At 67.6% G+C, this 23,052-nt stretch carries 16 protein-coding genes and 2 pseudogenes; 5 read left to right on the top strand and 13 right to left on the bottom strand.

Annotation, left to right across the window (positions count from 1 at the left end):
- Positions 1–13: 13 nt before the first annotated feature.
- From tsaB to NIBR502771_RS11230, 4 genes are read right to left on the bottom strand one after another with little or no spacing between them, the layout of a single operon-like run.
- A complete protein-coding gene (gene tsaB, locus NIBR502771_RS11245; RefSeq protein ID WP_141159823.1) occupies positions 14–685 on the bottom strand; it encodes a tRNA (adenosine(37)-N6)-threonylcarbamoyltransferase complex dimerization subunit type 1 TsaB in 672 nt (223 codons plus the stop codon).
- A complete protein-coding gene (tsaE, locus tag NIBR502771_RS11240) occupies positions 679–1,266 on the bottom strand; it encodes a tRNA (adenosine(37)-N6)-threonylcarbamoyltransferase complex ATPase subunit type 1 TsaE (RefSeq protein ID WP_141159822.1) in 588 nt (195 codons plus the stop codon). The genes tsaB and tsaE overlap by 7 nt, the downstream gene beginning before the upstream one ends.
- Positions 1,263–2,501 carry an alanine racemase gene (gene alr, locus NIBR502771_RS11235; RefSeq protein WP_141159821.1) on the bottom strand — a complete coding sequence of 413 codons (1,239 nt, stop codon included), beginning with the start codon at positions 2,499–2,501 and terminating at the stop codon, positions 1,263–1,265. Before alr ends, tsaE begins: the two co-directional genes overlap by 4 nt.
- Before the next feature lie 56 nt (positions 2,502–2,557).
- Positions 2,558–3,649 carry a carbohydrate kinase family protein gene (locus NIBR502771_RS11230; protein ID WP_141159820.1) on the bottom strand — a complete coding sequence of 364 codons (1,092 nt, stop codon included), beginning with the start codon at positions 3,647–3,649 and terminating at the stop codon, positions 2,558–2,560.
- A 91-nt stretch (positions 3,650–3,740) separates the two neighbouring features.
- Here NIBR502771_RS11230 and NIBR502771_RS11225 point away from each other — a divergent pair, with 91 nt between their 5' ends.
- The 3 genes from NIBR502771_RS11225 to NIBR502771_RS11215 all read left to right on the top strand — a co-directional run bounded on the left by NIBR502771_RS11225 (position 3,741) and on the right by NIBR502771_RS11215 (position 8,274).
- Positions 3,741–5,153 (top strand): 6-phospho-beta-glucosidase, encoded by a 1,413-nt coding sequence (locus NIBR502771_RS11225; RefSeq protein WP_141159819.1) that lies wholly within the window; start codon positions 3,741–3,743, stop codon positions 5,151–5,153.
- A gap of 76 nt (positions 5,154–5,229) precedes the next feature.
- Entirely contained in the window at positions 5,230–6,495 is a 1,266-nt protein-coding gene (mshA, locus tag NIBR502771_RS11220) for a D-inositol-3-phosphate glycosyltransferase (protein WP_141159818.1), read from the top strand.
- Positions 6,496–6,597: 102 nt separating this feature from the next.
- Positions 6,598–8,274, top strand: coding sequence for a formate--tetrahydrofolate ligase (locus NIBR502771_RS11215; RefSeq protein ID WP_141159817.1), 1,677 nt, complete (start codon positions 6,598–6,600; stop codon positions 8,272–8,274).
- A 314-nt stretch (positions 8,275–8,588) separates the two neighbouring features.
- Here NIBR502771_RS11215 and NIBR502771_RS11210 read toward each other — a convergent pair.
- A protein-coding gene (locus NIBR502771_RS11210) for an IS3 family transposase (protein WP_246839647.1) occupies positions 8,589–9,787 on the bottom strand; the annotation gives its coding sequence in 2 pieces (ribosomal slippage) (positions 8,589–9,520 and positions 9,520–9,787; 1,200 coding nt in all).
- Between the two features lie 216 nt (positions 9,788–10,003).
- Between NIBR502771_RS11210 and NIBR502771_RS11205 the strand changes: the two genes are divergently transcribed.
- Positions 10,004–10,963 carry a DUF559 domain-containing protein gene (locus NIBR502771_RS11205; protein ID WP_141159815.1) on the top strand — a complete coding sequence of 320 codons (960 nt, stop codon included), beginning with the start codon at positions 10,004–10,006 and terminating at the stop codon, positions 10,961–10,963.
- A gap of 335 nt (positions 10,964–11,298) precedes the next feature.
- Here NIBR502771_RS11205 and NIBR502771_RS11200 read toward each other — a convergent pair whose 3' ends face one another.
- Both NIBR502771_RS11200 and NIBR502771_RS11195 read right to left on the bottom strand, forming a co-directional pair.
- Positions 11,299–12,384: an inositol-3-phosphate synthase gene (locus tag NIBR502771_RS11200; protein ID WP_141159814.1), complete on the bottom strand. Its 1,086-nt coding sequence runs from the start codon at positions 12,382–12,384 to the stop codon at positions 11,299–11,301.
- Between the two features lie 164 nt (positions 12,385–12,548).
- Positions 12,549–13,427 (bottom strand): annotated as a pseudogene (locus NIBR502771_RS11195) (aldo/keto reductase); the annotation flags it as partial.
- A 93-nt stretch (positions 13,428–13,520) separates the two neighbouring features.
- Between NIBR502771_RS11195 and NIBR502771_RS11190 the strand changes: the two are divergent.
- A complete protein-coding gene (locus tag NIBR502771_RS11190) occupies positions 13,521–14,495 on the top strand; it encodes an IS481 family transposase (RefSeq protein ID WP_141159813.1) in 975 nt (324 codons plus the stop codon).
- A 1-nt stretch (position 14,496) separates the two neighbouring features.
- On the opposite strand, the pseudogene NIBR502771_RS11185 reads toward NIBR502771_RS11190, so the two are convergent.
- The 6 genes and pseudogenes from NIBR502771_RS11185 to NIBR502771_RS11160 all read right to left on the bottom strand — a co-directional run.
- Positions 14,497–14,667 (bottom strand): annotated as a pseudogene (locus tag NIBR502771_RS11185) (aldo/keto reductase); the annotation flags it as partial.
- On the bottom strand, positions 14,664–16,451 hold the full coding sequence (gene treZ, locus NIBR502771_RS11180; RefSeq protein ID WP_141159812.1) for a malto-oligosyltrehalose trehalohydrolase: 1,788 nt from the start codon (positions 16,449–16,451) through the stop codon (positions 14,664–14,666). The gene treZ and the pseudogene NIBR502771_RS11185, both read right to left, overlap by 4 nt.
- Positions 16,448–18,778 carry a malto-oligosyltrehalose synthase gene (gene treY, locus NIBR502771_RS11175; RefSeq protein WP_141159811.1) on the bottom strand — a complete coding sequence of 777 codons (2,331 nt, stop codon included), beginning with the start codon at positions 18,776–18,778 and terminating at the stop codon, positions 16,448–16,450. The genes treZ and treY overlap by 4 nt, the downstream gene beginning before the upstream one ends.
- Positions 18,775–21,033 carry a glycogen debranching protein GlgX gene (gene glgX / locus NIBR502771_RS11170; RefSeq protein ID WP_141159810.1) on the bottom strand — a complete coding sequence of 753 codons (2,259 nt, stop codon included), beginning with the start codon at positions 21,031–21,033 and terminating at the stop codon, positions 18,775–18,777. The genes treY and glgX overlap by 4 nt, the downstream gene beginning before the upstream one ends.
- A 69-nt stretch (positions 21,034–21,102) precedes the next feature.
- Positions 21,103–22,686 (bottom strand): NAD(P)H-hydrate dehydratase, encoded by a 1,584-nt coding sequence (locus NIBR502771_RS11165; RefSeq protein WP_141159809.1) that lies wholly within the window; start codon positions 22,684–22,686, stop codon positions 21,103–21,105.
- A gap of 15 nt (positions 22,687–22,701) precedes the next feature.
- The gene (locus NIBR502771_RS11160; RefSeq protein ID WP_141159808.1) at positions 22,702–23,049 is read right to left on the bottom strand and encodes a holo-ACP synthase; all 348 of its coding nucleotides are present in this window, start codon (positions 23,047–23,049) and stop codon (positions 22,702–22,704) included.
- Positions 23,050–23,052 lie beyond the last annotated feature (3 nt).

Genomic DNA, 23,052 nt, shown 5'->3' with positions numbered 1-23,052 from the left:
TCCGGGGTGGTGCTCACAATGCCCGCTTCCGTGGTCCGGGCACCTGGGCATCGGATTCGCGCAGGTACAGGGGGGTGGAGTCCAGCAGGGTGTGTCCCGACGCCAGCCGGGCCAGGGCGAACTGGCCGAGATAGAGGGCATCCGGCTGCTCCGCGGCGAAATCCGGATGGGCCCGGAGCACATCGGCGTAGAGTCCCGCGCCGGCGCCGAAAGCAGGCAGGTCCGGGAGGTCAGACGCGAACCCGACGTGGGGGCCGTCCTCCAACACGGGCAGCTGTCCGTCAGCCAAGCTGTACCGGGCCCAGTAGACCTCTTTGCGGCGGGCATCGGTCACCACCAGGAAATCGGCGACGGCGGCGGTGGACTCGGCAACTTCCAGGGCCATCGCGTCCAGGCTCACCAGTCCGTGCAGCGGCTTTCCCCATACAAAGGCCAAGGTGCGGGCGGTGGCGATGCCGGAGCGAAGACCGGTGAACGGACCAGGCCCAACCCCCACTGCCAGGGCGTCCACATCCTGCCCGGTCACGCCCGCGGACGCCAGCATGGCGTGGATTCCGGGGGCAAGCACCTCGGCATGGCTCCGGGTGTCCTCCGTGGCAAAGCTGGCCAGCACGCTTTCGGGGGCATCGTCGGTGACCAGCGCTGCGCTGGCCACGGCCGACGTGTCAATGGCGAGGATCAGCATGCCGCTCCCCCATCCGGTCCGGCCAGTGCGGGGAAGTCCGCCCAGCGGGGACCGTAGCCACGCACGACGATGGTCCGGGGCTCGTCGGTGTCTTCGGCGTCGAAGTCCAGGCTTCCTGGGGTGGCCGCCGGGGCGGCCCCGAGCCCGATGGCACGGTGCAGGTCGATTTCGAGCCGGCTTTCGCTCAGGTGCTCCACGCGCTCATGTCCCCACTCGACCACCGTCACCGATGAATCCATGGTGTTTTCGAGGTCGATGTCGTCAATCTCCGCCGCCGACCCCAAGCGGTAGGCGTCCACGTGCACCAGGTCCGGGCCGCCCGGGCGGGGGCCGTCCGGCAGGTTGGGGTGGATCCGGACCAGGACGAACGTCGGCGAGATGATGCCCGGGCGGACGCCCAGGCCTTCGCCCAGACCTTGGGTGAAGGTGGTTTTCCCGGCACCCAGCTCGCCGGACAGCACCAGCAGGTCCCCGGCCTGCAGCACCTCCGCCAAACGGGCGCCGAACGCGTGGGTCTGTTCCGCCGTCGTCGCCGTGAAGGTCTTTTCCCAGTTGGCGGTCAGTTCGTCCGGCGCGCTCATGCCGCTCCGGCCTTGCCGGGCGCGCCAGCCATGGCCTGGCCGCTGCCAGCGGATTCGTCCTCGTTGATGAAGCGGCGGGGTACGCGCGGACTGATCCTGGTCACCACCTCGTAGTTGATGGTCCCGGCGGCACGCGCCCATTCGTCAACGGTGGGTCCGCCGTCGGCACCGTTCCCGAACAGCTCCGCTTCCGCGCCCTGCAGCGACCCCGCGGATGCCTCCGGACCGAGGTCGATGACCATCTGGTCCATGGCGATCCGCCCCACCACGGGATAGGTCTTCCCGGCCACCCGGACTGGGCCGCCGGTGGCCACGCGCGGGACGCCGTCGGCATAGCCCAGTGGAATCAGCGCCAGGGTGCTCGCTTCCCGGGTGCGGTAGTGCAGGCCGTAGGAGACGCCCTGTCCCGCGGGCACCTCCTTGCACTGCGACACCAGTGTGCGCAGCGTCATGGCGGGCCGGAGGCCGAGCTCGGCGGAGGTCGTCCCGTCGAACGGTGATAGCCCGTAAATGCCCAGGCCCACGCGGACCATGTCGAAGTGGGTGTCCGGGCGGGAAAGGGTGGCGGGGGTGTTGGCCAGGTGCCGGACCTCGGGGTCCACGCCCGCGTCCTCGGCAATGGCAAGGGCCTCCCGGAATGCCGCCACTTGCTCATCGGTTTCGGGCCGCTCCGGCTCATCAGCCACGGCGAGGTGGGAGAAGATGCCCACCACGCGCAGCAGTCCCTGGTCCTGGTACTCCACGGCCTCCCCCACCAGGCGGTCCCAGGCTTCTGGGGTGGCGCCGTTGCGGCCAAGCCCCGTGTCCACCTTCAGGTGGATCCGGGCGGGGCGTTCCTGCTCACGGGCCGCAGCCACGATGCGTTCCAGCTCCCACCCGGAGCAGCCAATGTCGACGCCGGCAGCCACGGCGGCGCCAAAGTTGCTGTCGGCGGTATGCAGCCAGGCGAGCAGGGGCGCATCGATGCCGGCGGCGCGGAGCGCGAGGGCCTCGGAAATGTGCGCCACGCCCAGCCAGGACGCGCCTGCCTGCAGGGCTGCACGGGCCACCGGGACCGCGCCGTGCCCGTACGCATCGGCCTTGACGACGGCCATGACTTTCGCGGGGGAAGCGGCGGCGGCAAGCCGGCGGACGTTGTGCCGGATGGCCTCCAGGTCGATCACGGCGGACCGCTCATGGCGGGGGTCCGGCCCGGAGGCAGCGCTGAATTCACCGGTTCTTGCGGGGTAGGTCACCTAACTGATTCTAGTGCGGGCACTTCGCGCCGAATAATCGGGGTGTCCGGCGCTCCTCAGGCATCGGATAGGTGCGCGATGGTGGCGGCCGCCCGGCGCTGGGCGGCGAGGGGCACGTCCTCGATGATGTCCGCGAGGAATCCGAAGCGGCGCAGCCACTGGCTCATCTGCCGTTCCGGGCGGGCGTTGGCGCGCTTCCACCAGTCGGCGATGTCCCCCCAGCCAGGGGCGGCCAGCGATCCGCCAACCTCCTGCACAGCCAGCGAGGCGCACAGGTTGGCGAAACGCAGCCTGTCCCCCAGCGGCCAGCCGGCCAGGGTACCTACGATGAACGCCGCGTCGAAGCAGTCGCCGGCTCCGGTGGGATCGTGCGCCTTGACCGGAAGCGACGGGACCCATTCCTCTTCCCCGGTTTCCGAGTCCACGGCCATGGCGCCCTGCGCGCCCAGGGTGACCACCGCCACCGGGACGCGGTCCGCCAGTGCGTAGAGGGCACTCCACGGATTGTCCTTGCCGGTGAATGCCATGGCCTCGCGCTGGTTGGGCAGGAAGGCGTAGAAGTACTGCAGGTTTTCCAGCCGCACCGGCGCCCACTCCCCGCTGGGATCCCATCCGACGTCCCCGAACAGGCGAACTCCTGCGCCGTGGGCGGCCCGGGCCCACGGTTCAATTTCCATGCCGACCTCCGCGATGCCGGCGAGCGCCTGGGGCGGGCTTCCGATCAGCTCGGAGTTGGTCACCGGTGCAGAGTGGCCGTGGGTGACCATGGAGCGGTCCTGGTCCACGCAGAGTGAGACGGTGACTGGCGAGTGCCAGCCCGGGACGCGGCGGGAGAGGCTGAGGTCCACGTGTTCCTGGCTGGAGAGGATCTTCCAGTTGAAGTCACCGTAGCCGTCGTCCCCAAACGCCGCCGCCAGCCCGGTCCGCAGCCCCAGCCGCGCCGCGGCGATGGCCTGGTTGGCCACCCCGCCGGGACAGCTGCCCATGCCGTCGCTCCAGATTTCCGTGCCGGGTTCGGGCCCGTGCGGCAGGCCGGTGAAGATGATGTCCTGGAAGACGGTCCCGGCCAGCAGCAGGTCGAATCCAGGTTCCGCCGGCGAGCGGACAGCGGCCAGCGGATCGAAGCGGCGGGCTGGCATGGCGTCCATGAGCGCAGGATACGCCGTGGGGCAGGGGCTCCGGTAGGGGCTTAGGAAGCGGTCTGGACAGGGTGTCGGAGGCTGGTCCTAGACTGCATCCATGCGGCTTCTGATTGCCGGCGGCGGGGGTTTCCGGGTGCCGTTGATATACCGGGCGTTGGTGTCCGGGCCCTTTTCCGGGCTGGTCACGGAGTTGGTGCTGCACGACGTCGATCCCGCCCGCCTTGAGGCCGTCACCGCTGTGCTGCGCAGTATGCCCACAGGACAAGGTGCGCACCTTCCGGTGGATGCCACCACCGATCTTTCCGCGGCCCTCCCCGGATCCTCCATGGTGTTCGCCGCGATCCGGCCCGGTGGGACGGCAGGCCGCGTGGCAGATGAAAAGGTGGCGCAGGACCTCGGGCTGCTGGGCCAGGAAACCACCGGGGCGGGCGGGATCTCCTACGCTTTGCGGACCATCCCGCACATGGTGGACCTTGCCCGGCTGATGCGCGAGCGCTGCCCGGGCGCATGGCTGGTCAACTTCACCAATCCGGCCGGGATGGTCACCGAGGCGCTGCGCCCCGTCCTGGGGAACCGGGTCATTGGGATCTGCGACTCTGCGGGCGGCCTGGTGCAGCGCGCGGCGCGGGCTGCCGGTGTGCCCTTGCCGGCGGGACGGCTCGACGGCGTGGGGTACTACGGGCTGAACCACCTGGGCTGGTTGTACCGGCTGGAGTCCGGCGGAAGGGATTTGCTCCCAGGCCTTCTGGCGGACGCCGCGAGGCTGCAGTCCTTCGAGGAGGGCCGGCTGTTCCCGCAGCCGTTCCTTGCCGGGCTGGGCCTGCTCCCCAACGAGTACCTGTATTACTACTACCAGGGCGAGGCCGCCCGGCAGGCAATGCAGGCCATGGCGCGCACGCGCGGGCAGACGATCCACAGCCAGCAGCAGGAGCTGTATCCCCGGCTTGCCGCGGCCGGCCCGGACGCCTACCGGCTGTGGGAGGCAGCGCGCCGGTCCAGGGAAGAGGGATACCTGGCCGAAGCCCGGGGTGCCGGCGAGCGCCGGAGCGAGGAAGACCTCGCCGGCGGCGGCTACGAGCGTGTTGCCCTCGCCGCCATGCGCGCCCTCGCCGGCGGCGGAGGCACGCACCTGGTCCTCAACACTGTGAACGCCTTGCCGGCAGCCCCGGCACCCGGGCCCGCCGGCGCTACCCCGTCCCCGCCCCAACCTGCCATTCCCGGCCTGCCGGCGGACGCCGTCGTCGAGGTCCCCTGCACTGTCACCCACACCGGCGCCGTCCCGCTGCCCCAGCAAACCCCGGCGGAACCGCAGCTGGGCCTGCTCCGGCGGGTCAAGGAGGTGGAGCGGCTCGTTGTCGCGGCTGCGGGCGCCGGCAACAGGGAGGCGGCCGTCGAAGCCTTTGCCCGCCACCCGCTCGTGGATTCGGCGGACCTGGCCGTCAAGCTGATGGCCGGGTACGAGCGGGCGTTTCCGGATCTGGGGAAGATGTGGGAGGGCGGCGGGCGTTAGGGGAAGGAGTAATGTTTTATCGGATGTGCACTGAGCCGGCACCCCTGACACGCGCCGGCGGCCGGAAGGAGGTCCCGTGGCACTGATCCGCAGGGTCGCTTTGCTTTCCCTCCACACCTCCCCCATGGAACAGCCGGGCTCCGGTGATGCTGGCGGCATGAACGTCTACATCCGTGAGCTGGCCTCGGCGCTGGCCGAGGCAGGTGTGGAGGTGGAGATCTTCACGCGCGCCACCTCAGCCGACCAGCCCGCCGTCGAGCATCCCGACCCCGGGGTGTGCGTTCACAACGTCCTGGCCGGCCCGCCGCGGAAGATCCCCAAGGAGGAGCTGCCCGGGCTGCTCCACGCCATGGTCGCGGAAATCGAGCAGATCCGGCGCCGCCAGCCGCACGGCCGGTACGACGTCATCCACTCCCACTACTGGGTGTCCGGGATCGCCGGGCTGGAGCTGTCCGAGCTGTGGGGCGTGCCGCTGGTGCACACCATGCACACCATGGCCAAGGTCAAGAACCTGCTGCTGGAATCCGGTGAGCAGCCCGAGCCCCGGCGCCGCGAACTGGGCGAGCACCGCATCGTGGACGGCGCGGCCAGGCTCATCGCCAACACCAGCTCCGAGGCCGCCGAACTCGTCTCCCACTACGGCGCCACCTACGACCGCATCGACATCGCCCCGCCCGGCGTGGACCTCGCCACGTTCACTCCCGCCTTCCGGGCACGGTCCAGGGCCGGGCACGGCGTCAGCCCGGAGACGTTCCACTTGGTTTTCGCCGGCCGCATCCAGCGCCTGAAAGGCCCCCAGGTCCTGGTCAAGGCCGCGGCGCTGCTGCGCAAACGCCGCCCGGACATTGACCTGCGCGTCACCATCCTGGGCGCTTTGAGCGGCAACAAGGAGTTCAACCTCCGCTGCCTGGTGGCGGAGGCGGGAATGGACGACGTCGTCACGCAGCTTCCGCCGGTGAAGGCCCCCGAGCTGGCGTCCTGGTTCCGCGCGGCCGACGTTGTGGTGATGCCTTCCTTCAGCGAATCCTTCGGGCTCGTGGCACTCGAGGCCCAGGCCTGCGGCACGCCTGTGGTGGCCACCAGGGTAGGCGGCCTGTCCCGCGCCATCTTCCACGGCCGGACCGGGCTCCTGGTGGACGGCCACCACGCAGCCGACTGGGCCGACGCCCTGGAGGCCCTCTACGACGACCCCGCCACCCGTGAGGACCTGGGCCGGGCCGCTGCCATCCGGGCCCAGAACTCCGGCTGGCAGCGCACTGCCGCCATCACGCTGGAAAGCTACCATGCCGCCGTCGACAACTTCGTGGGCCGCCGCCTGGCCCCGGCGGTTCCCGCTTCCTGAAGCCCTTTTCCCTGGTGACGTCGGAACCGCGTGCCGTTGGGGCTGCGTGCTGTTAGCTTAGGGGCAGGTATCCGGCGCTGGCCGGTGCAGGAAAGGACAAGGATGTCTGCTCTCCCTTCTGATCTTGAGATAGCCCGCGCTGCGCGGATCCGGCCCATCGAGGAGATCGCGGCGGCCGCAGGAATCAACCGTGACGCACTGGAACAGTACGGCCGCTACAAGGGGAAGATCGACCCCACACGCCTCGACGCGCCCCCGCCGGCCGGGAAGGTGGTGCTGGTTTCGGCGATGTCTCCCACCCCGGCCGGCGAGGGAAAGTCCACCACCACCGTTGGCCTGGCAGACTCGCTGGCCCGGGCCGGCCACAAAGTCATGATCGCCCTGCGGGAACCGTCCCTGGGCCCCGTGCTGGGCATGAAGGGTGGCGCCACCGGCGGCGGCTACTCCCAGGTGCTGCCCATGGACGAGATCAACCTGCACTTCACGGGCGACTTCCACGCCATCACATCCGCCAACAACGCCCTGATGGCCTTGGTGGACAACCACATCTACCAGGGCAATGCGTTGAACATCGATCCGCGCAGGATGACCTTCAAGCGGGTGCTGGACATGAACGACCGCGCCCTGCGGGAGATAGTGATCGGCCTGGGTGGCCCCTCCCAGGGCGTGCCCCGGCAGGACGGCTTCGACATCACCGTGGCATCAGAGATCATGGCCGTCTTTTGCCTGGCGACGGACATCACCGACCTTCGCGAGCGCCTGGGCCGGATCACCTTCGGGTACACCTATGACCGGACACCTGTCACCGTAGCCGATTTGGGCGTCCAGGGCGCCCTGACCCTGCTGCTGAAGGAAGCCATCAAACCGAACCTCGTGCAGACCATTGCCGGTACCCCGGCGCTGGTGCACGGCGGCCCGTTCGCCAACATCGCGCACGGCTGCAATTCGCTCATTGCCACGCAGACCGCCCGGCGCCTGGCGGACATCGTGGTGACCGAGGCGGGATTCGGCGCCGACCTCGGGGCAGAGAAGTTCATGGACATCAAGGCCCGGATCGGCGGCCTGGCACCCTCCGCCGTCGTGGTGGTGGCAACCGTCCGCGCCTTGAAGATGCAGGGCGGCGTAGCCAAGGCCCGGCTGACCCAGCCGGACCTGGCGGCGCTGGAAGCAGGTGTGGTGAACCTCCAGCGACACATCCACAACGTGGAGAAGTTCGGCGTCACGCCCGTGGTTGCCATCAACCGGTTCTCGTCGGATTCCGCAGAGGAGCTCGACTGGCTGCTTGCCTGGTGCGCGGCCGAAGGTGTCCCGGCGGCCGTCGCAGATGTGTGGGGCCGGGGCGGCGGCGGGGACGGCGGTGATGAACTGGCTGCCCTGGTCGCCGGGGCAGTGGCCGGCCCCAACAGCTTCCGGCACCTCTACTCGCTGGGGCTGTCGGTCGAGGACAAGATCAGGACCATCGTCCAGGAAATCTATGGCGCCGACGGCGTGGACTTCTCCGTGCCCGCGTTGAAGCGGCTTGCCGACATTGAGCGGAACGGCTGGAGTTCGCTGCCCGTGTGCATGGCCAAGACCCAGTACTCGTTCACTGACGATGCCTCCCGGCTGGGCGCCCCCAAGGGGTTCACCATCCACGTCCGCGACCTGCTGCCCAAGACCGGTGCCGGGTTCATCGTGGCCCTCACCGGGGCCGTTATGACCATGCCGGGCCTCCCTGCCGTCCCGGCTGCGCTGCGCATGGACGTTGACGCGGACGGGAATCCAGTGGGCCTCACCTAACCCCACGCCCCATCACCTTCCGCCCCCAATTCACCAACGCCCGATCACCTCCCGCCCCCAATTCACCAACGCCCCATCACCTCCCGCCCCAACTCACCAACGCCCCATCACCTCCCGCCCCAACTCACCAACGCCCCATCACCTCCCGCCCCAACTCACCAACGCCCCATCACCTCCCGCCCCAACTCACCAACGCCCATCACCTCCCGCCCCAACTCACCAACGCCCGATCACCTCCCGCCCACTCACCAACGCCCGATCACCTCCCGCCCCAACTCACCAACTGGGGTTGCCCGCAAATCGTGGACAGTTGATCAGGCGGCTTGTGCCGGCTGAGGTTGTGCTGTGGAGAGCAGTAGCTCGTGCTCCACAGGAGTGTTGAAGCCCAGAGCTGAGTGCAATCGGACGCGGTTGTAGAACTCCTCGATCCAGCGCCCCGTGGCCATGATCGCGTCGTGCCTGGTTGCCCAGCGGCGGCGGTCGTAAAACTCGGTCTTGAGCGTGGACCAGAACGATTCTTGCATCGCGTTATCCCAGCACACGCCGGTTCTGCCAACGGATTGGAGAATGCCCAGCTTGTCGCAGACGTCGTTTAGTTGGGCGCAGGTGTACTGGGTGCCGCGGTCGGCATGGAACACGACACCGGCCGGGCCGCCGCCGCGCAGGACGTAAGCCATGCGCAGCGCGCGTTCCACCAGGCTGGCCGTCTGGACCGAGTCCATCGCCCAGCCGATCACCCGCCGGGAGCAGGCGTCCCTGACAGCACACAAATACACCCAGCCCTCGCCGGTGCGAAGGTAAGTGATGTCCGAGATCCAGACCGCGTCCAAGGTCCCGGTATCCCACTTCCTGGCCACCAGATCCGGAATGGAGTGCACCCGGACCTCCCCGACCGGAGGCACCGGACGGAAACGGCGCGGCGAGATACCTTCCAAGCCTTGCCGGCGCATGGACGCCGCAACGGTCTTCCGGTCAACAGCGGTCCCATTCCGGGCCAACTCCGCGCGGATCCGGGGCGCCCCATACGTCCCGCATGACTTCACATGCGCCTTTCGGACCTTCACATCCAGATCCGCCCGCTCCGCGGCGCGAACCGTGGCTTCTGAATGGACTCGTTGGCGCCAGGCATAGAACCCGGACCGGGACACCCGCAAGAGCCGGGCCATCCGCTGGACGGGATAGTTGGCCTTCTCGGCCTCCATCAGTTCGAAGCATTCCGATTCTGCTGCTTGGAGGCGAAGAAGGCTGCGGCTTTTCCCAAGAACTCGTTATCCATCCGCAACTGCGCATTTTCCCGGCGCAAACGCTCCAGCTCCGACTTCTCCGTCTCGGCCGCCGCGAACTCCTCCGGAGCCGCCAAACGCGCCCTCTCCTGAGCCACCCACCGGCCAAGCAACTGCTCACCCAGACCCAGTTCGCGGGCCACCGGCGCGACCGGCCTGCCCGTATCAATCACCAGACGCGCAGCCTCCCGCCGATACTCAGGAGTGAATTTACGTCGTGTCGTGCTCACAAGAACACCTTCCCGCAGAATCCCAGGATCCCGCTACTTCAGGTGTCCACCAACAGAGGCTAACCCCACAACGCCCGATCACCTCCCGCCCCAACTCACCAACGCCCGATCACCTCCCGCCCCAACTCACCAACGCCCGACCACCTTGAAACCATCCAGGTCTGTTCCTGTGGATAACTCCTGCAGGGGTCTGGCCTTCTACGCCAGAATGCCAGCATGCATAAGCGCGCTGATCTACCGTCGACCCTGGCCAGCTCTCCGTTCACATACGACTCGGCGGTGACTGCCGGTGTTTCAGCGAAGCGGCTGCGGAAGGATGACGTGGTCCACGTCAGCAGGCGGTTGTACCGCCCCTCGGCTTGGAGCTTCGAGTTGGAAGGCGCGGCACGGGTCCTCTCCGAAGTTTCGCCACGTGCGTGGGTTTCGCACGTCACAGCTGCGCGTTTGCACGGTCAACTGCTTCCCGCGTGGCTGTCGGATTCAACTGAACTGCATATGAGCAAACCGAAGCATTTGCCGCCGGTGCGCCGGAAAGGTGTGGTTGCCCATAAGGTCATTGCCAGTGCCGACGAAATCGAAACTGTCGACGGTATCCGCATCAGCACCCGTTCCCGAACCTGGCTCGACTTGGCCCGGCGGCTGTCGCTGGCTGAGCTGGTCTGCCTTGGAGACCAAATCATTCGCATCCCTCGAGCGGAGTTTGAAGCCAGGTCACAGCCCTTTGACACATTGGAGGGTCTCAGCGCTCTAGTCAGCCGGCACCCTAATCTTCAGGGGGTCGTGCGTGCCCGGGAAGCTTTGGAGCTTATGCGGGTCGGCGCTGATTCGGCACCGGAATCGATGCTGCGGCTGGCAATGCTTGACGCGAACCTGCCAGACCCTGACCTGCAGATCGCACTTCGACCGAATGATGCAGCTTCCCCTACTGCCGACCTGGGCTACCGTCACCGGCGCCTTGCAGTCCAGTACGACGGCGGTCACCATCTTCTTGAGGCTCAGCGATTGAGTGATCGACGGCGCGACAAAGCCTTCGAATCAGCTGGGTGGACGGTTCTGGTATTCACCAAGGACGATGCCACGGACGGTTTTCAACGAGCTGTGGCGGCAATCAAACGACACCTTTACACGGCGTGGATTGACCAATCCTACTCGGCCGGTTTTGCCGGAAGCGGGTAAAAAACAAAACTCCACCGCCGCCTCCAAAATCGCAGCCGCTGTGTTTACGCTCCTCAGGGGACGGGAAGTGATGGGGCGTCAAAAAAAGCCGGCAAAAAGTGATGGGGCGTCCCGAAAAGGCCGGCAGGAAGTGATGGGGCGTCCCGAAAAAGCCGGCAAAAAGTGATGGGGCATCCCGAAAAAGCCGGCAAAAAGTGATGGGGCATCCCGAAAAAGCCGGCAGGAAGTGATGGGGCGTCCCGAAAAAGCTGGCCAGAAGTGGTGGGGCGTATTAACGCAGGACGCTCCCCCACCCGGTGAGGGTGAGGGAGCGTCCGGGCACCGGGAAAGACGGTTTAGCGCTCCAGGTCGCCGCGGATGAAGGCCTCGACCTTCTCGCGGGCGAGGTCGTCGTTGAACTGCTCCGGCGGGGACTTCATGAAGTAGCTGGAGGCGGAGAGCAGCGGGCCGCCGATGCCGCGGTCCAGGCCGATCTTCGCGGCACGGATTGCATCGATGATCACGCCGGCGGAGTTGGGGGAATCCCAGACCTCCAGCTTGTACTCCAGGGATACCGGGGCGTCGCCGAAGTTCCGGCCTTCAAGGCGCACGAAGGCCCACTTGCGGTCATCGAGCCACTGGACGTAGTCGGACGGGCCGATGTGCACGTCCTTGGCAGCCAGCTCGGCTTCCACGTTGGAGGTCACGGCCTGGGTCTTGGAGATCTTCTTGGATTCCAGCCGGTCACGCTCCAGCATGTTCTTGAAGTCCATGTTGCCGCCGACGTTCAGCTGGTAGGTCCGGTCCAGGGTGACGCCCCGGTCCTCGAACAGCTTGGCCATCACGCGGTGGGTGATGGTGGCACCGATCTGGCTCTTGATGTCGTCGCCCACGATCGGGACACCAGCGGCGGTGAACTTGTCAGCCCACTCCTTGGTGCCGGCAATGAACACGGGCAGGGCGTTGACGAAGGCCACGCCGGCGTCGATCGCAGCCTGGGCGTAGAACTCGGCGGCCTGCTGGGAACCGACCGGGAGGTAGCAGACCAGGACGTCAGCCTTGGCGTCCTTCAGGGCCTGGACCACGTCGACGGGCTCTTCGGTGGACTGCTCGATGGTCTCGAGGTAGTACTTGCCCAGCCCGTCCAGGGTGTGGCCGCGCTGGACCGTTACGCCCGTCGGAGGGACGTCGGCGATCTTGATGGTGTTGTTCTCGCTGGCCAGGATGGCATCGGAAAGGTCAACGCCGACCTTCTTGCCGTCCACATCGAACGCGGCGACGAACTCAACGTCACCCACGTGGTACTGGCCAAACTCAACGTGCATCAGGCCCGGGATGGTTTCGGCCGGGTCGGCGTCCTTGTAGTAGTGGACGCCCTGCACCAGCGAGGCGGCGCAGTTGCCCACGCCAACGATTGCAACACGGATGGGATGTGAAGACACGGAACTCCTTTGGGGACAAACGTCAGCCGGCCTGGTTGGCCTCCGAGTAATGGACGACGGCGGCCGGCTGGCTTGGCGCCGCGCGGCGCCATTTCATACTACCCAACACAGCGGGACCGGCCGTTGTTCCGCCGGTCCCGCTGTGTAATGAAAACAGGTGTGCCTTAGGCGTCCTGTTTCCAGAGGTTGATATCGGATTCCACGGCAAACTCGTCAATCGCGTTCAGTTCATCGCCGGAGAAGTCGAGGTTGTTGATGGCGGACAGGGTGTCCTCCAGCTGCCGGACGCTTGAGGCGCCCACCAGGGCCGAGGTGACGGGTGAGCCCTTGGGCTGGTCCCGCAGGATCCAGGCGATGGCCATCTGGGCCAGGGACTGCCCGCGGCCCTCGGCGATCTTCCTCAGTCCGCGGACCCGGTCCAGTTTCTCCTCCGTGATCAGGCCCTGGTCCAGGGATTTCTGCTGCGCCGCCCGGGAGTCTTCCGGGATGCCGTGGAGGTAGCGGTCCGTGAGCATCCCCTGCGCCAGGGGCGAGAAGGCGATGGACCCGGCACCCACCTGGTCCAGCACCTCGTACAGGTTGGGCGAGCCGTCCTCGGTCCACCGGTTCAGCATGGAGTAGCTGGGCTGGTGGATAAGCAGCGGCGTCCCGAGTTCCTTGAGGATGCGGGCGGCCTCGAGGGTCTGTTCGGGGGTGTAGGAGGAAATTCCCGCGTACAAGGCCTTGCCGGAGCGGACAGCGTAGTCCAGGGCGCCCATGGTTTCCTCCATGGGCGTCTCGGGATCCGGCCGGTGGCTGTAGAAGATGTCCACGTAGTCCAGGCCCATCCGCTGCAGGGACTGGTCCAGGCTGGAGATCAGGTACTTGCGGGAACCCCATTCGCCGTAGGGGCCGGGCCACATGTAGTAGCCGGCCTTGGTGGAGATGACCAGTTCGTCGCGGTAGGGCTTGAAGTCGTCCCGCAGGTGGCGGCCGAAGTTGGTTTCGGCCGATCCGGCGGGCGGCCCGTAGTTGTTGGCGAGGTCGAAGTGGTTGACGCCTAGTTGTACTGAGTCAGGACGTTGGTTACATCGTGAATAGGTGAAGACCTCTTAGGTTGGTGGTTACCACACACAGCCAACGACTAAGAGGTCTTCATGTCCCACCGTAATGCCCGCCTGACGCCGAACGGTAGGCGGATCCTTATCGAGCGCGTCCTTGCAGGCCGTCCCGTGGCCCATGTGGCCAAAGAGATGGGTGTCTCGCGGACCTGCGCCCACCGCTGGATCAGCAGGTACAGGACGCACGGCTGGGCCGGTCTTGAGGACCGCAGCTCCCGCCCAAGGTCGTGCCCGCACGCGACCTCCGCGGAAGTTGTTGCCGATGTTCTGATCCAGCGCGTTGAACACCGCGAAGGGCCAGCGGGCCTGGCCTTGCGCTGCGGTACCAGCGCCCGGACGGTCTCCCGGATCCTGGCCCGCGCGGGTATGCCGAAGCTGTGGGACCTGGACCCGGTGACCGGGGAACGGATCCGGGCATCCCGTGCCACCGACCGCCGCTACGAACGCGACGCTCCAGGCGACATGATCCATATCGACGTCAAGAAACTAGGGCGGATTCCCGACGGCGGAGGTTGGCGGGCCGACCCCAATCAATCCGCCCGCAACCACTCCACAGGCCATAATCGGGTCGGTTTTGACTACATCCACGTCGCCGTCGATGACCACACCCGTCTGGCCTACGCCGAAGTCCTGCCCGACGAAAAAGGCCCCACCTGCGCCGGGTTCCTCACCCGGGCCGCAACCGCCATGGCAGCCAACGGCGCACCCGTGAAGCGGGTCATGACCGACAACGCGTTCGCCTACCGGTTATCGAAAGATTTCCAGGACGCACTGGCTGCACTGGGCGCCAAACACATCCTGATCAAACCCCGCCATCCCTGGCAGAACGGCAAAGCAGAACGCTTCAACCGCACCCTCCAAGAAGGCTGGGCCTACCGGCAACCCTTCACATCCAACCAAGCCCGGACCGACGCCCTGCAGCCATGGCTAGACTTTTACAACAACCACCGGCCCCACGGCAGCCTCGGAGGCAAAGCACCCATCAGCAGGTGCAACCAACCTACTGACTGAGTACACCTAGGTCGAAGGCACGGCGGAGGATGTCCCGCTGTTCCTCGAACCGCTTGTCGTCCCCGAAGTTGTGCCACAGGCCCAAGGAGATGGCCGGGAGCTTGAGCCCGCTGCGGCCCACCCGGCGGTAGGGCATGGTTTCATAGCGGTTGTCCGCTGCTGCGTAGGTCATGCGTTCTGTCCCTCCTGTTGGGTTGCGATGATCGCGGCACTCCAGGGCGCCATGGCCAGTGCCCCGCCGTCCAACCCGGTTCCGTCGTCGGTAGCCAGCAGGACGCTGCCGGAACCGTCCAGCCGGACCTTGGCGTCGGAGAAGTTCACCAGCACCTCGACGGAACCGCGCCGGAACCGCAGCCAGCGGGCGTCGTCGTCGAACGAAACGTCGGTGCCGCCGAAGCCAAGCCCGGCCAGGTCCGGATGGGATCGGCGCAGCGCCGTCAGGGACCGGTACAGCTCCAGGAGCCGCGCATGGTCACCCGTGGAAGCCTCGGCCCAGTCCAGCTTGGAGCGGCGGAAGGTTTCCGGGTCCTGGGGATCGGGCACGACGGCGGGATCCCACCCCATGCGCTCAAACTCCCTGATGCGCCCTTCCGCGGTGGCCTTGCCGAGCTCAGGTTCGGGGTGCGAGGTGAAGAACTGCCACGGCGTGGAGGCCCCGTATTCCTCGCCCATGAACAGCATGGGCGTGAACGGCGAGGTCAGCGTGAGCACCGCGGCCACGGCCAGCTGCCCATAGGACAGGGACTGGGAGAGCCTGTCCCCCGTGGCACGGTTGCCGATCTGGTCATGGTTCTGGTTGCAGACCACCAGCGCCGCCGGGTGCACCAGCGAGGCGTTGATGGGGCGTCCGTGGTGCCGGCCGCGGAAGCTGGAGTAGCTGCCGTCGTGCAGGAACCCGTCCTTGAGCACCTTGGCCAGCACGGCCAGGGAGTCGAAGTCGGAGTAATAGCCGGTGGTTTCGCCGCTGACGTTGACGTGCACCGCGTGGTGGAAGTCGTCGCTCCACTGGCCGGCCAGGCCGTACCCGTTGGCGTCCCGGGGGTAGATCAGGCGCGGGTTGTTGAGGTCCGATTCCGCGATGAGGGTCTTGGGCAGCCCGGTTTCGGCCGAAATGGCGTCGCCCAGGGCCCCTAGGTCCTCCAGGATGTGCACGGCCCGCTCGTCCCGCAGCGCGTGCACCGCGTCCAGGCGGAGGCCGTCCACGTGGTAGTCACGCAGCCACAGGGCGGCGTTGTCCAGGATGTATTCGCGCACCACGTCCGAGCCGGGGCCGTCCAGGTTTACGGAATCGCCCCAGGTGTTGGCGTCCCCCTGTTTGAGGTACGGGCCGAACTTGGGAAGGTAGTTGCCGCTGGGTCCCAGGTGGTTGTACACCACGTCCTGGATGACGCCGAGCCCTGCCGCGTGGGCGGCGTCGACGAACCGCTGGTAGGCGGCAGGTCCGCCGTAGCCCTCGTGCACGGCGTACCACTGGACACCGTCGTAGCCCCAGTTGTGCGTTCCGTTGAATCCGTTGACCGGCAGCAGTTCCACGAAGTCGATGCCCAGGTCCGCCAGGTAGCCCAGCTTGTCCACGGCGGCGTCCAGGGTTCCTTCGGGGGTGAAGGTGCCCACGTGGAGTTCGTAGATCACGGAGCCCTGCAGGTGCTTGCCGCGCCAGCCGGAGTCCTGCCACGGGTGTGCGGCGGGATCGTAGGTCCGGGACTGTTCGTGCACGCCGGCGGGGAGCCGGCGCGACCGCGGATCCGGGATGGGGGTGCTGTCCCCGTCCAGCAGGTAGCCGTAGTCGACGTCGGCGCCGGCCGGGGCGTCGGGCGCAGTCCACCAGCCTTCAGAGCCGGGCGCGGTCTCCTTTTTTTGCATCGGGTACTGCCGGCCGTCGGCCAGCAGTACTACCGATGCAGCTTCCGGCGCCCACACGTCGAAGCGCTCGGGTCCTGCGTTGACCAGGGTCATGCCTTTTCTCCATCCACGGGTACCAACAGGGCCACGGGGTAGGTACCCAGCACTTCGGACACCGAAACCGGCCCCGGACCGTGGCTGGTACCGGTGAGTTCGTCGCGCATGGCAGCGGAAAGCTCGACGGCGGTGTCCCGCCACCCACCGGCGGCTTTCAGGCCGGCGGGCAGCCGGGTGGCCAGGGTCACCGCGCCGGACGAGGCTGCCGAGGTGCCGCGGGAAAACGCGAGCAGGTGCGCTGCGGCCGGGCCGGTGGCGGCGAGCGGGGTGTAGCCCTGGAACAGCTCCGGCCGGTCCCGGCGAAGGCGCAGGGCCCGGGAGGTGACCAGCAGCTTGCTTGCCTCCGTGCCCGCGTCCGGCAACTCACCGTCGTCGAGCTTTGCCAGCTCTGCCTGCCGTGCGGCGAAGTCCACGGGCCGGCGGTTGTCCGGGTCGGTCAGCGACCGCTCCCAGAACTCGCTGCCCTGGTAGACGTCCGGCACGCCCGGCATGGTGAGCTGGACCAGCTTCGCGGACACCGAATTCGCGGCCGAGAAGGCGTCGATGCGGGCCACGAAGTCCCCCACGACCTTGGCCACCTTGGCGTCGTCGAAGACTGCGTCGACGGCGGCTTTTACCGCCGCTTCGAAGTCCTCGTTGGGATCGGTCCAGGTGGTGGAGTTGCCGGCCTCCCTGGCTGCCTTTTCCGCATAGCCTTGCAGCCGCTCCCGGCTTGCAGGCCATGCGCCGACGATCGCCTGCCACAGCAGGTTCTCGTACGGCCCGTCCGGAATCGGCGCCAGTCTGCGGAGCGCCTCCAGCGTTTCCGCCCACTCCTGCGGCAGTTCGGCGATGACCGAGATCCGGGCCCGGGCGTCCTCGCTGCGTTTGGTGTCGTGGGTGGACAGGGTGGTCATGGACAGCGGCAGTTCCTGTTGGCGCCGCTGCATGCGCTGGTGGAATTCCTCCGGTGCCACCGCGAACTCGGTGGGCTCGGCACCCACCTCGGTCAGGGTGCCCAAGCGGGTGTAGCGGTAGAACGCCGTGTCCTCCACGCCCTTGGCCATGACCATGCCGGAGGTCTGCTGAAAGCGGACGGCGATGGGGTTGGCGGGGTCCAGCAGCAGCGGCAGGAGGGTTCCCACCGCTACGTCCAGGTCCGGCCGGTGCGCCGCGGCGGACTCGCAGGCTTCCTTGAGGACGTCGGCTCCCACCGGCAGGTAGGACCGGTAGACCGGGAAGGACGCGATGATCTCCGCGATGGCGTCGGCTGCCTGGTCCACGGTGATCCCGTGGGACTCGGGGACCAGCCGGGCCAGGCGCAGCACCTCGGAGCGCAGGATGCCGTCGGCGATCATGCGCTTGGTGCCGCGGATCATCCCGGCGTAGTCGGCGGGCGCGGACGTTCCCCGCAAGGAAGCGTCCAGTGCATCCAGGGCCTGCTGCCCTGCGGGGTCCACGAAGACCCGGTCCACGTCCGCCAGTGCGTCGTAGCCGGTGGTCCCTTCGCAGGCGAAGTCCTGGGGCAGGACTTCGCCCGGTTCCAGGATCTTCTCCACCAGGACGTACGCGCCGCCGCTGAGGTCCTTGAGCCAGCGGAGGTAGCCGGCCGGGTCGGCCAGCCCGTCCGGGTGGTCCACGCGGAGCCCGTCCACCAGGCCGTCGGTGAACCAGCGGCCCACCTCGGCATGGGCCTTCTCGAAGACGGACGGCTCTTCCACCCGGATGCCGGCGAGGGTGGTGACCGCGAAGAAGCGCCGGTAGTTCAGCTCGGCATCGGCACGGCGCCAGTCCATGAGCTGGTAGTGCTGGCGGCTGTGGACGTCCTGCGGGGAGTCCCCTTCGGTGTACGTGCCCTCGGCCAGCGGGAACCGGTGGTCGTAGTAGCGGAGCTCGCCATCCTTGACCTCGAGCTTGTCCAGGTCGGCGTCCGAGCCGAGCATCGGCAGCCGGACCTTTCCGCCGCCCAGGTCCCAGTCGACGTCGAACGCTTCGGCGTACGGCGATTCGCGGCCTTCCTTGAGGAGGGACCACCACCACGGGTTCTGTACCGGGGTGGCAACGCCCACGTGGTTGGGCACGATGTCCACCAGCACGCCCATGCCGTGCTCGCGGGCAGCCCTGGAGAGGGCCAGCAGGCCTTCCGGACCGCCGCGGTCCGGGTCCACCGCGGAGGGGTCGGTCACGTCGTAGCCGTGGTCCGAGCCCTTCTCCGCGGTGAGGATGGGCGAGAGGTACACCCAGTCCACCCCGAGGTCCTTGAGGTACGGGACCTTTTCGGCGGCGTCGAAGAGGGTGAAGCTGCTGCGGATCTGCAAACGGTAGGTGGAGACCGGAGTCCTCATGCCTTGGCGTCCTCGTCGGTGCCCGTTGTCCTTGCCTCGCTCGCCTCCGCGGCCTTGGTCTGGGCCTCCACCATTTCCTCCTGGGCTTCCTCGTGCTCGGCCATGGAGGCCAGGGACGCGGCTGCGGAAGTGTCCACTTCAGCTTCGGGGCCGGAGTAGGCGCGCAGGACCACCATGGACTTCGCGTCCAGGGTCAGGGTGGCCCCGGCCTTGAGCGGCTCGTAGGCGTCGGCCTGGGCGGCGGTGTCGACCAGGACCTCCCAGTACTGCGAGTACTCGTCGGACGGAACGCAGAAGTCCACATCCTCGTCGTGGGCGTTGAAGGCCATGAGGAAGCTGTCATCAGTGATCCTGCGGCCGCGCGCGTCCTGTTCCTGGATGCCGTCACCGTTGTAGAACACGCCGATGGTCCGGCCAAAGCCGCTCCCCCAGTCCTCCGGCAGCATTTCGGTGCCATCGGTCTTGAGCCAGACAATGTCCGGCAGCTTCTCGCCTTCGCCACGGCGCACCGGGCGGCCGTCGAAGAAGCGGCTGCGGCGGAACGTGGGGTGGTCGTGGCGGAGCTTGTTCACGAAGGCCGTGAACTCCACCAGCGGCTGGTCCATGGCTTCCCAGTGCACCCAGCTGAGCTCGGAGTCCTGGCAGTACGTGTTGTTGTTGCCCTGCTGCGTGCGGCCCAGTTCGTCGCCGTGGAGCAGCATGGGCACACCCTGGGAGAGCAGCAGCGTGGCGATGAAGTTCCGCTGCTGCCGGGCACGGAGGGTCAGCACCTTCTCGTCGTCGGTGTCCCCCTCCACGCCGCAGTTCCAGGAACGGTTGTGGGATTCGCCGTCGTTGTTGCCTTCGCCGTTGGCCTCGTTGTGCTTCTCGTTGTAGGAGACCAGGTCCCGCATGGTGAAGCCGTCGTGGGCGGTGACGAAGTTGATGGAGGCCACCGGGCGCCGGGCGGAGCTCTCGTACAGGTCGGCGGAGCCGGTCAGGCGGGAAGCGAACTCGCCCAGGGTGGAGGGCTCACCGCGCCAGAAGTCACGGACGGTGTCGCGGTACTTGCCGTTCCATTCCGTCCACTGCGGCGGGAAGTTGCCCACCTGGTAGCCGCCGGGTCCAACGTCCCACGGCTCGGCGATCAGCTTCACCTGGGAAACTACCGGGTCCTGCTGGATGAGTTCGAAGAAGGTGGAGAGCTTGTCCACGTCGTAGAACTCGCGGGCCAGGGTGGAAGCGAGGTCGAAGCGGAAGCCGTCCACGTGCATCTCGGTAACCCAGTAGCGCAGGGAATCCATGAGCAGCTGCAGGGAGTGCGGGTGGCGCACGTTGAGCGAGTTGCCGGTGCCCGTGTAGTCCATGTAGTGCTTGAGGTCGTTGTCCACCAGCCGGTAGTAGGCCTGGTTGTCGATGCCCTTGAAGGACAGCGTGGGGCCCAGGTGGTTGCCTTCGGCCGTGTGGTTGTAGACGACGTCGAGGATCACTTCGATGCCGGCGCGGTGCAGGTCGCGGACCATGGCCTTGAATTCCTGGACCTGGTGCCCCACGTCGCCCGTGGAGCTGTAGGTGTTCTGCGGGGCGAAGAAACCGATGGTGTTGTAGCCCCAGTAGTTGTTGAGGCCCTTCTCTTCCAGGGTGCCGTCATTGACGAACTGGTGGACCGGCATGAGCTCGATGGCGGTGACGCCGAGCTTCTTCATGTGCTCGATCACGGCGGGGTGGGAAACGCCGGCGTAGGTGCCGCGCTGCTCCTCGGGGATCTCGGGGTGCAGTTCGGTGAGGCCCTTGACGTGGGCTTCGTAGATCACCGACTGGTGGTACGGGATCTTCAGCTGGCGGTCGCCGTCCCACTCGAAGAACGGGTTGATGACCACGCCGTGCATGGTGTGCGGCGCGGAATCGGCGTCGTTGCGGGAATCAGGGTCGCCGAATTCGTACGAGAACAGCGCGGGGTCCCAATCGATTTGGCCCTGGATGGCCTTTGCGTAGGGGTCCATGAGCAGCTTGTTCGGGTTGAACCGGTCACCGCTGGCGGGGTTGTACTGACCGTGCACCCGGTAGCCGTACTTCTGGCCGGGCTGGATGTGGGGCAGGTAGCAGTGCCACACGTAGCCGTCCACTTCGGTCAGCTCGATCTTGGTTTCGGTCAAGTCATCGGCCAGGAGGCAGAGCTCGACCCGCTCCGCCCGTTCGCTGAACAGGGCGAAATTGGTGCCGGTGCCGTCAAAGGTAGCTCCCAGCGGGTAGGCAGTTCCAGGCCAGACTTCCATCGTGCTCCTCATTATTTGGTCAGCAGCAGACGGCATTGGAACGCCCCTGCTGCTGGTGCGAACTAATGCCTACCGTAGTGGTTGGCTGTGACTATTACGTTTCCAGGCTCCATATTTACTAAGCATGCTGACTTTACCCCAAATTTCGGGTAGTGCTTCCGCAACACGTCCCGCGGTGATCGGGCCGCCGGACACGGACGCCGACGCCGCCGTCCCGGCCTGGCCGTGCAGGGCAGCACCCAGCGCTGCGATGGCGGCCCACCGCGCGCCGGCGCCGATGCCCAACGCACTGAAGCGCCCGGCGTCGTCCCCTGACTGGGCGAGCAGCGCACCGATGACGCCGGCCAGCACATCCCCGCTGCCGGCCGTGGCGAGCCAGGGCGTGCCGTCCGCCTGGCTGAAAATGGCGCCCTGCGGTGCAGCCACAAGCGTGGTGGCGCCTTTGAGCAGGACGGTAGCCCCGGTGCGCTCTGCCGCGCTGCGCACGGCTGCCAGCGTTCCGGCCTCCACCGCTTCACGGTCCTCAGGGCGGCCCAGCCGCTGGAACAACGATGCGAGTTCCCCGGCGTGCGGGGTCAGCACCACGTGCGGGGGCAGGACGGCGGGGAGCGCCGGCAGCGCCCCGGCGTCGGCCACCACCGGAAGGCCGGACGCGATCGCGTCCCGTGCCCGGGTCAGTTGATCATGGTCCTCCGGCCCCAGGCCGGAGCCCACCAGCCAGGCCTGGACGCGGTTTCCAGCCACGGTCCCGGTGCTGCAGACAACCTCGGGGCACGACTGGCGGACCAGGTCTGCCACCGACGGCGGCCCCAGGTACCTGACCATGCCAACTCCCGCGGCCAGGGCGCCGCGGCAGGCGAGCACCGCCGCGCCGGGGTAGTCCTCGGAGCCCGCCACCACGCCCAGCACGCCGCGGGAGTACTTCTGGGCCCGCCGGGACGGGCGGGGCAGGAGGCGCGCCATGTCAGCGTCCTCGAGCCGGCGCAGGGAGGGCTCCGGCAGGTGCTTCTCGATCCCGATGGGCACCACCAACACCCTGCCCGCGTGGTCCGCGCCGGGGTCGGCGAGCAGGCCGTTCTTCGCTCCGCCGAACGTGACCGTGAGGTCGGCCGGGAGGATGGGTGCGGCGGCCTCGCCGGTGTCCGCGTCCACGCCGCTGGGAAGGTCGCACGCCACCACAAAGCCGCGGCGGTGCGCGTCAGCGACAGCCTGGACGAGGGCTGCGGCGCTCCCCCGCAGGCCGCCCTTGGCGCCGGTTCCCAGCACGGCATCAATCACGACGTCGGCCCGGGCGGCTTCTTCTGCCAGGTCAGGAAGTCCAGCGTCCGTGAGCCGCTGCACCCTGCCGCCGGCGCGCTCAAGTGCGGCCAGGCCGGCCTGGTGGGCCGCGTCCCCGGTGAGGACCGCCGTCGTACGCATTCCCCGGGCGGCCAAAAAGGCGCCGGCGAACAGCCCGTCACCACCGTTGTTGCCCTTGCCTGCCAGCACCACCACGCGGGCGCCGTTCAGGCGGCTGCCGCGTGAACGAAGTTCATTGACGACGGCGTTGGCCAGGCCATGCGCGGCGCGCTGCATGAGCACGTCCCCCAGTCCGTCGGCGAGGAGTGGCTCCTCGGCGGCCCGGACCTGCGTTCCGGTGTAGGCGCTGATCATGCGGCGGGGGCCTGGTCAGCCTTCGGCCAGGACCGTGGCCGTGGCGATGCCGCCGTCGTGGCTGATGGACAGGTGCCAGCGCTTGACGCCCTTGGCCTCGGCCACCGCAAGGACCGTTCCCTTGACCTGGACGGTGGGCCCGTTGCTGTCCAGGCCGATCCAGCAGTCCTGCCAGTTCATGCCGGCGGGCGCACCGAGGACCTTGGCCACCGCTTCCTTGGCGGCGAACCGGGCGGCCAGGGACCGGGTGTTCAGTTCCCGTTCCGCGGGCACGAACAGGCGGTCCCGCAGACCCGGTGTCCGCTCCAACTGCCGCCCGAACCGCTCGATGTCTACTACGTCTACCCCGATGCCAACGATCATGGG

It is taken from the genome of Pseudarthrobacter sp. NIBRBAC000502771 (assembly GCF_006517215.1).
In the GTDB taxonomy this organism is placed as follows: Bacteria; Actinomycetota; Actinomycetes; order Actinomycetales; family Micrococcaceae; genus Arthrobacter; species Arthrobacter niigatensis.
Note: the sequence above shows the minus strand (reverse complement) of the source record. Positions and strands in the feature narration are given on the sequence as shown.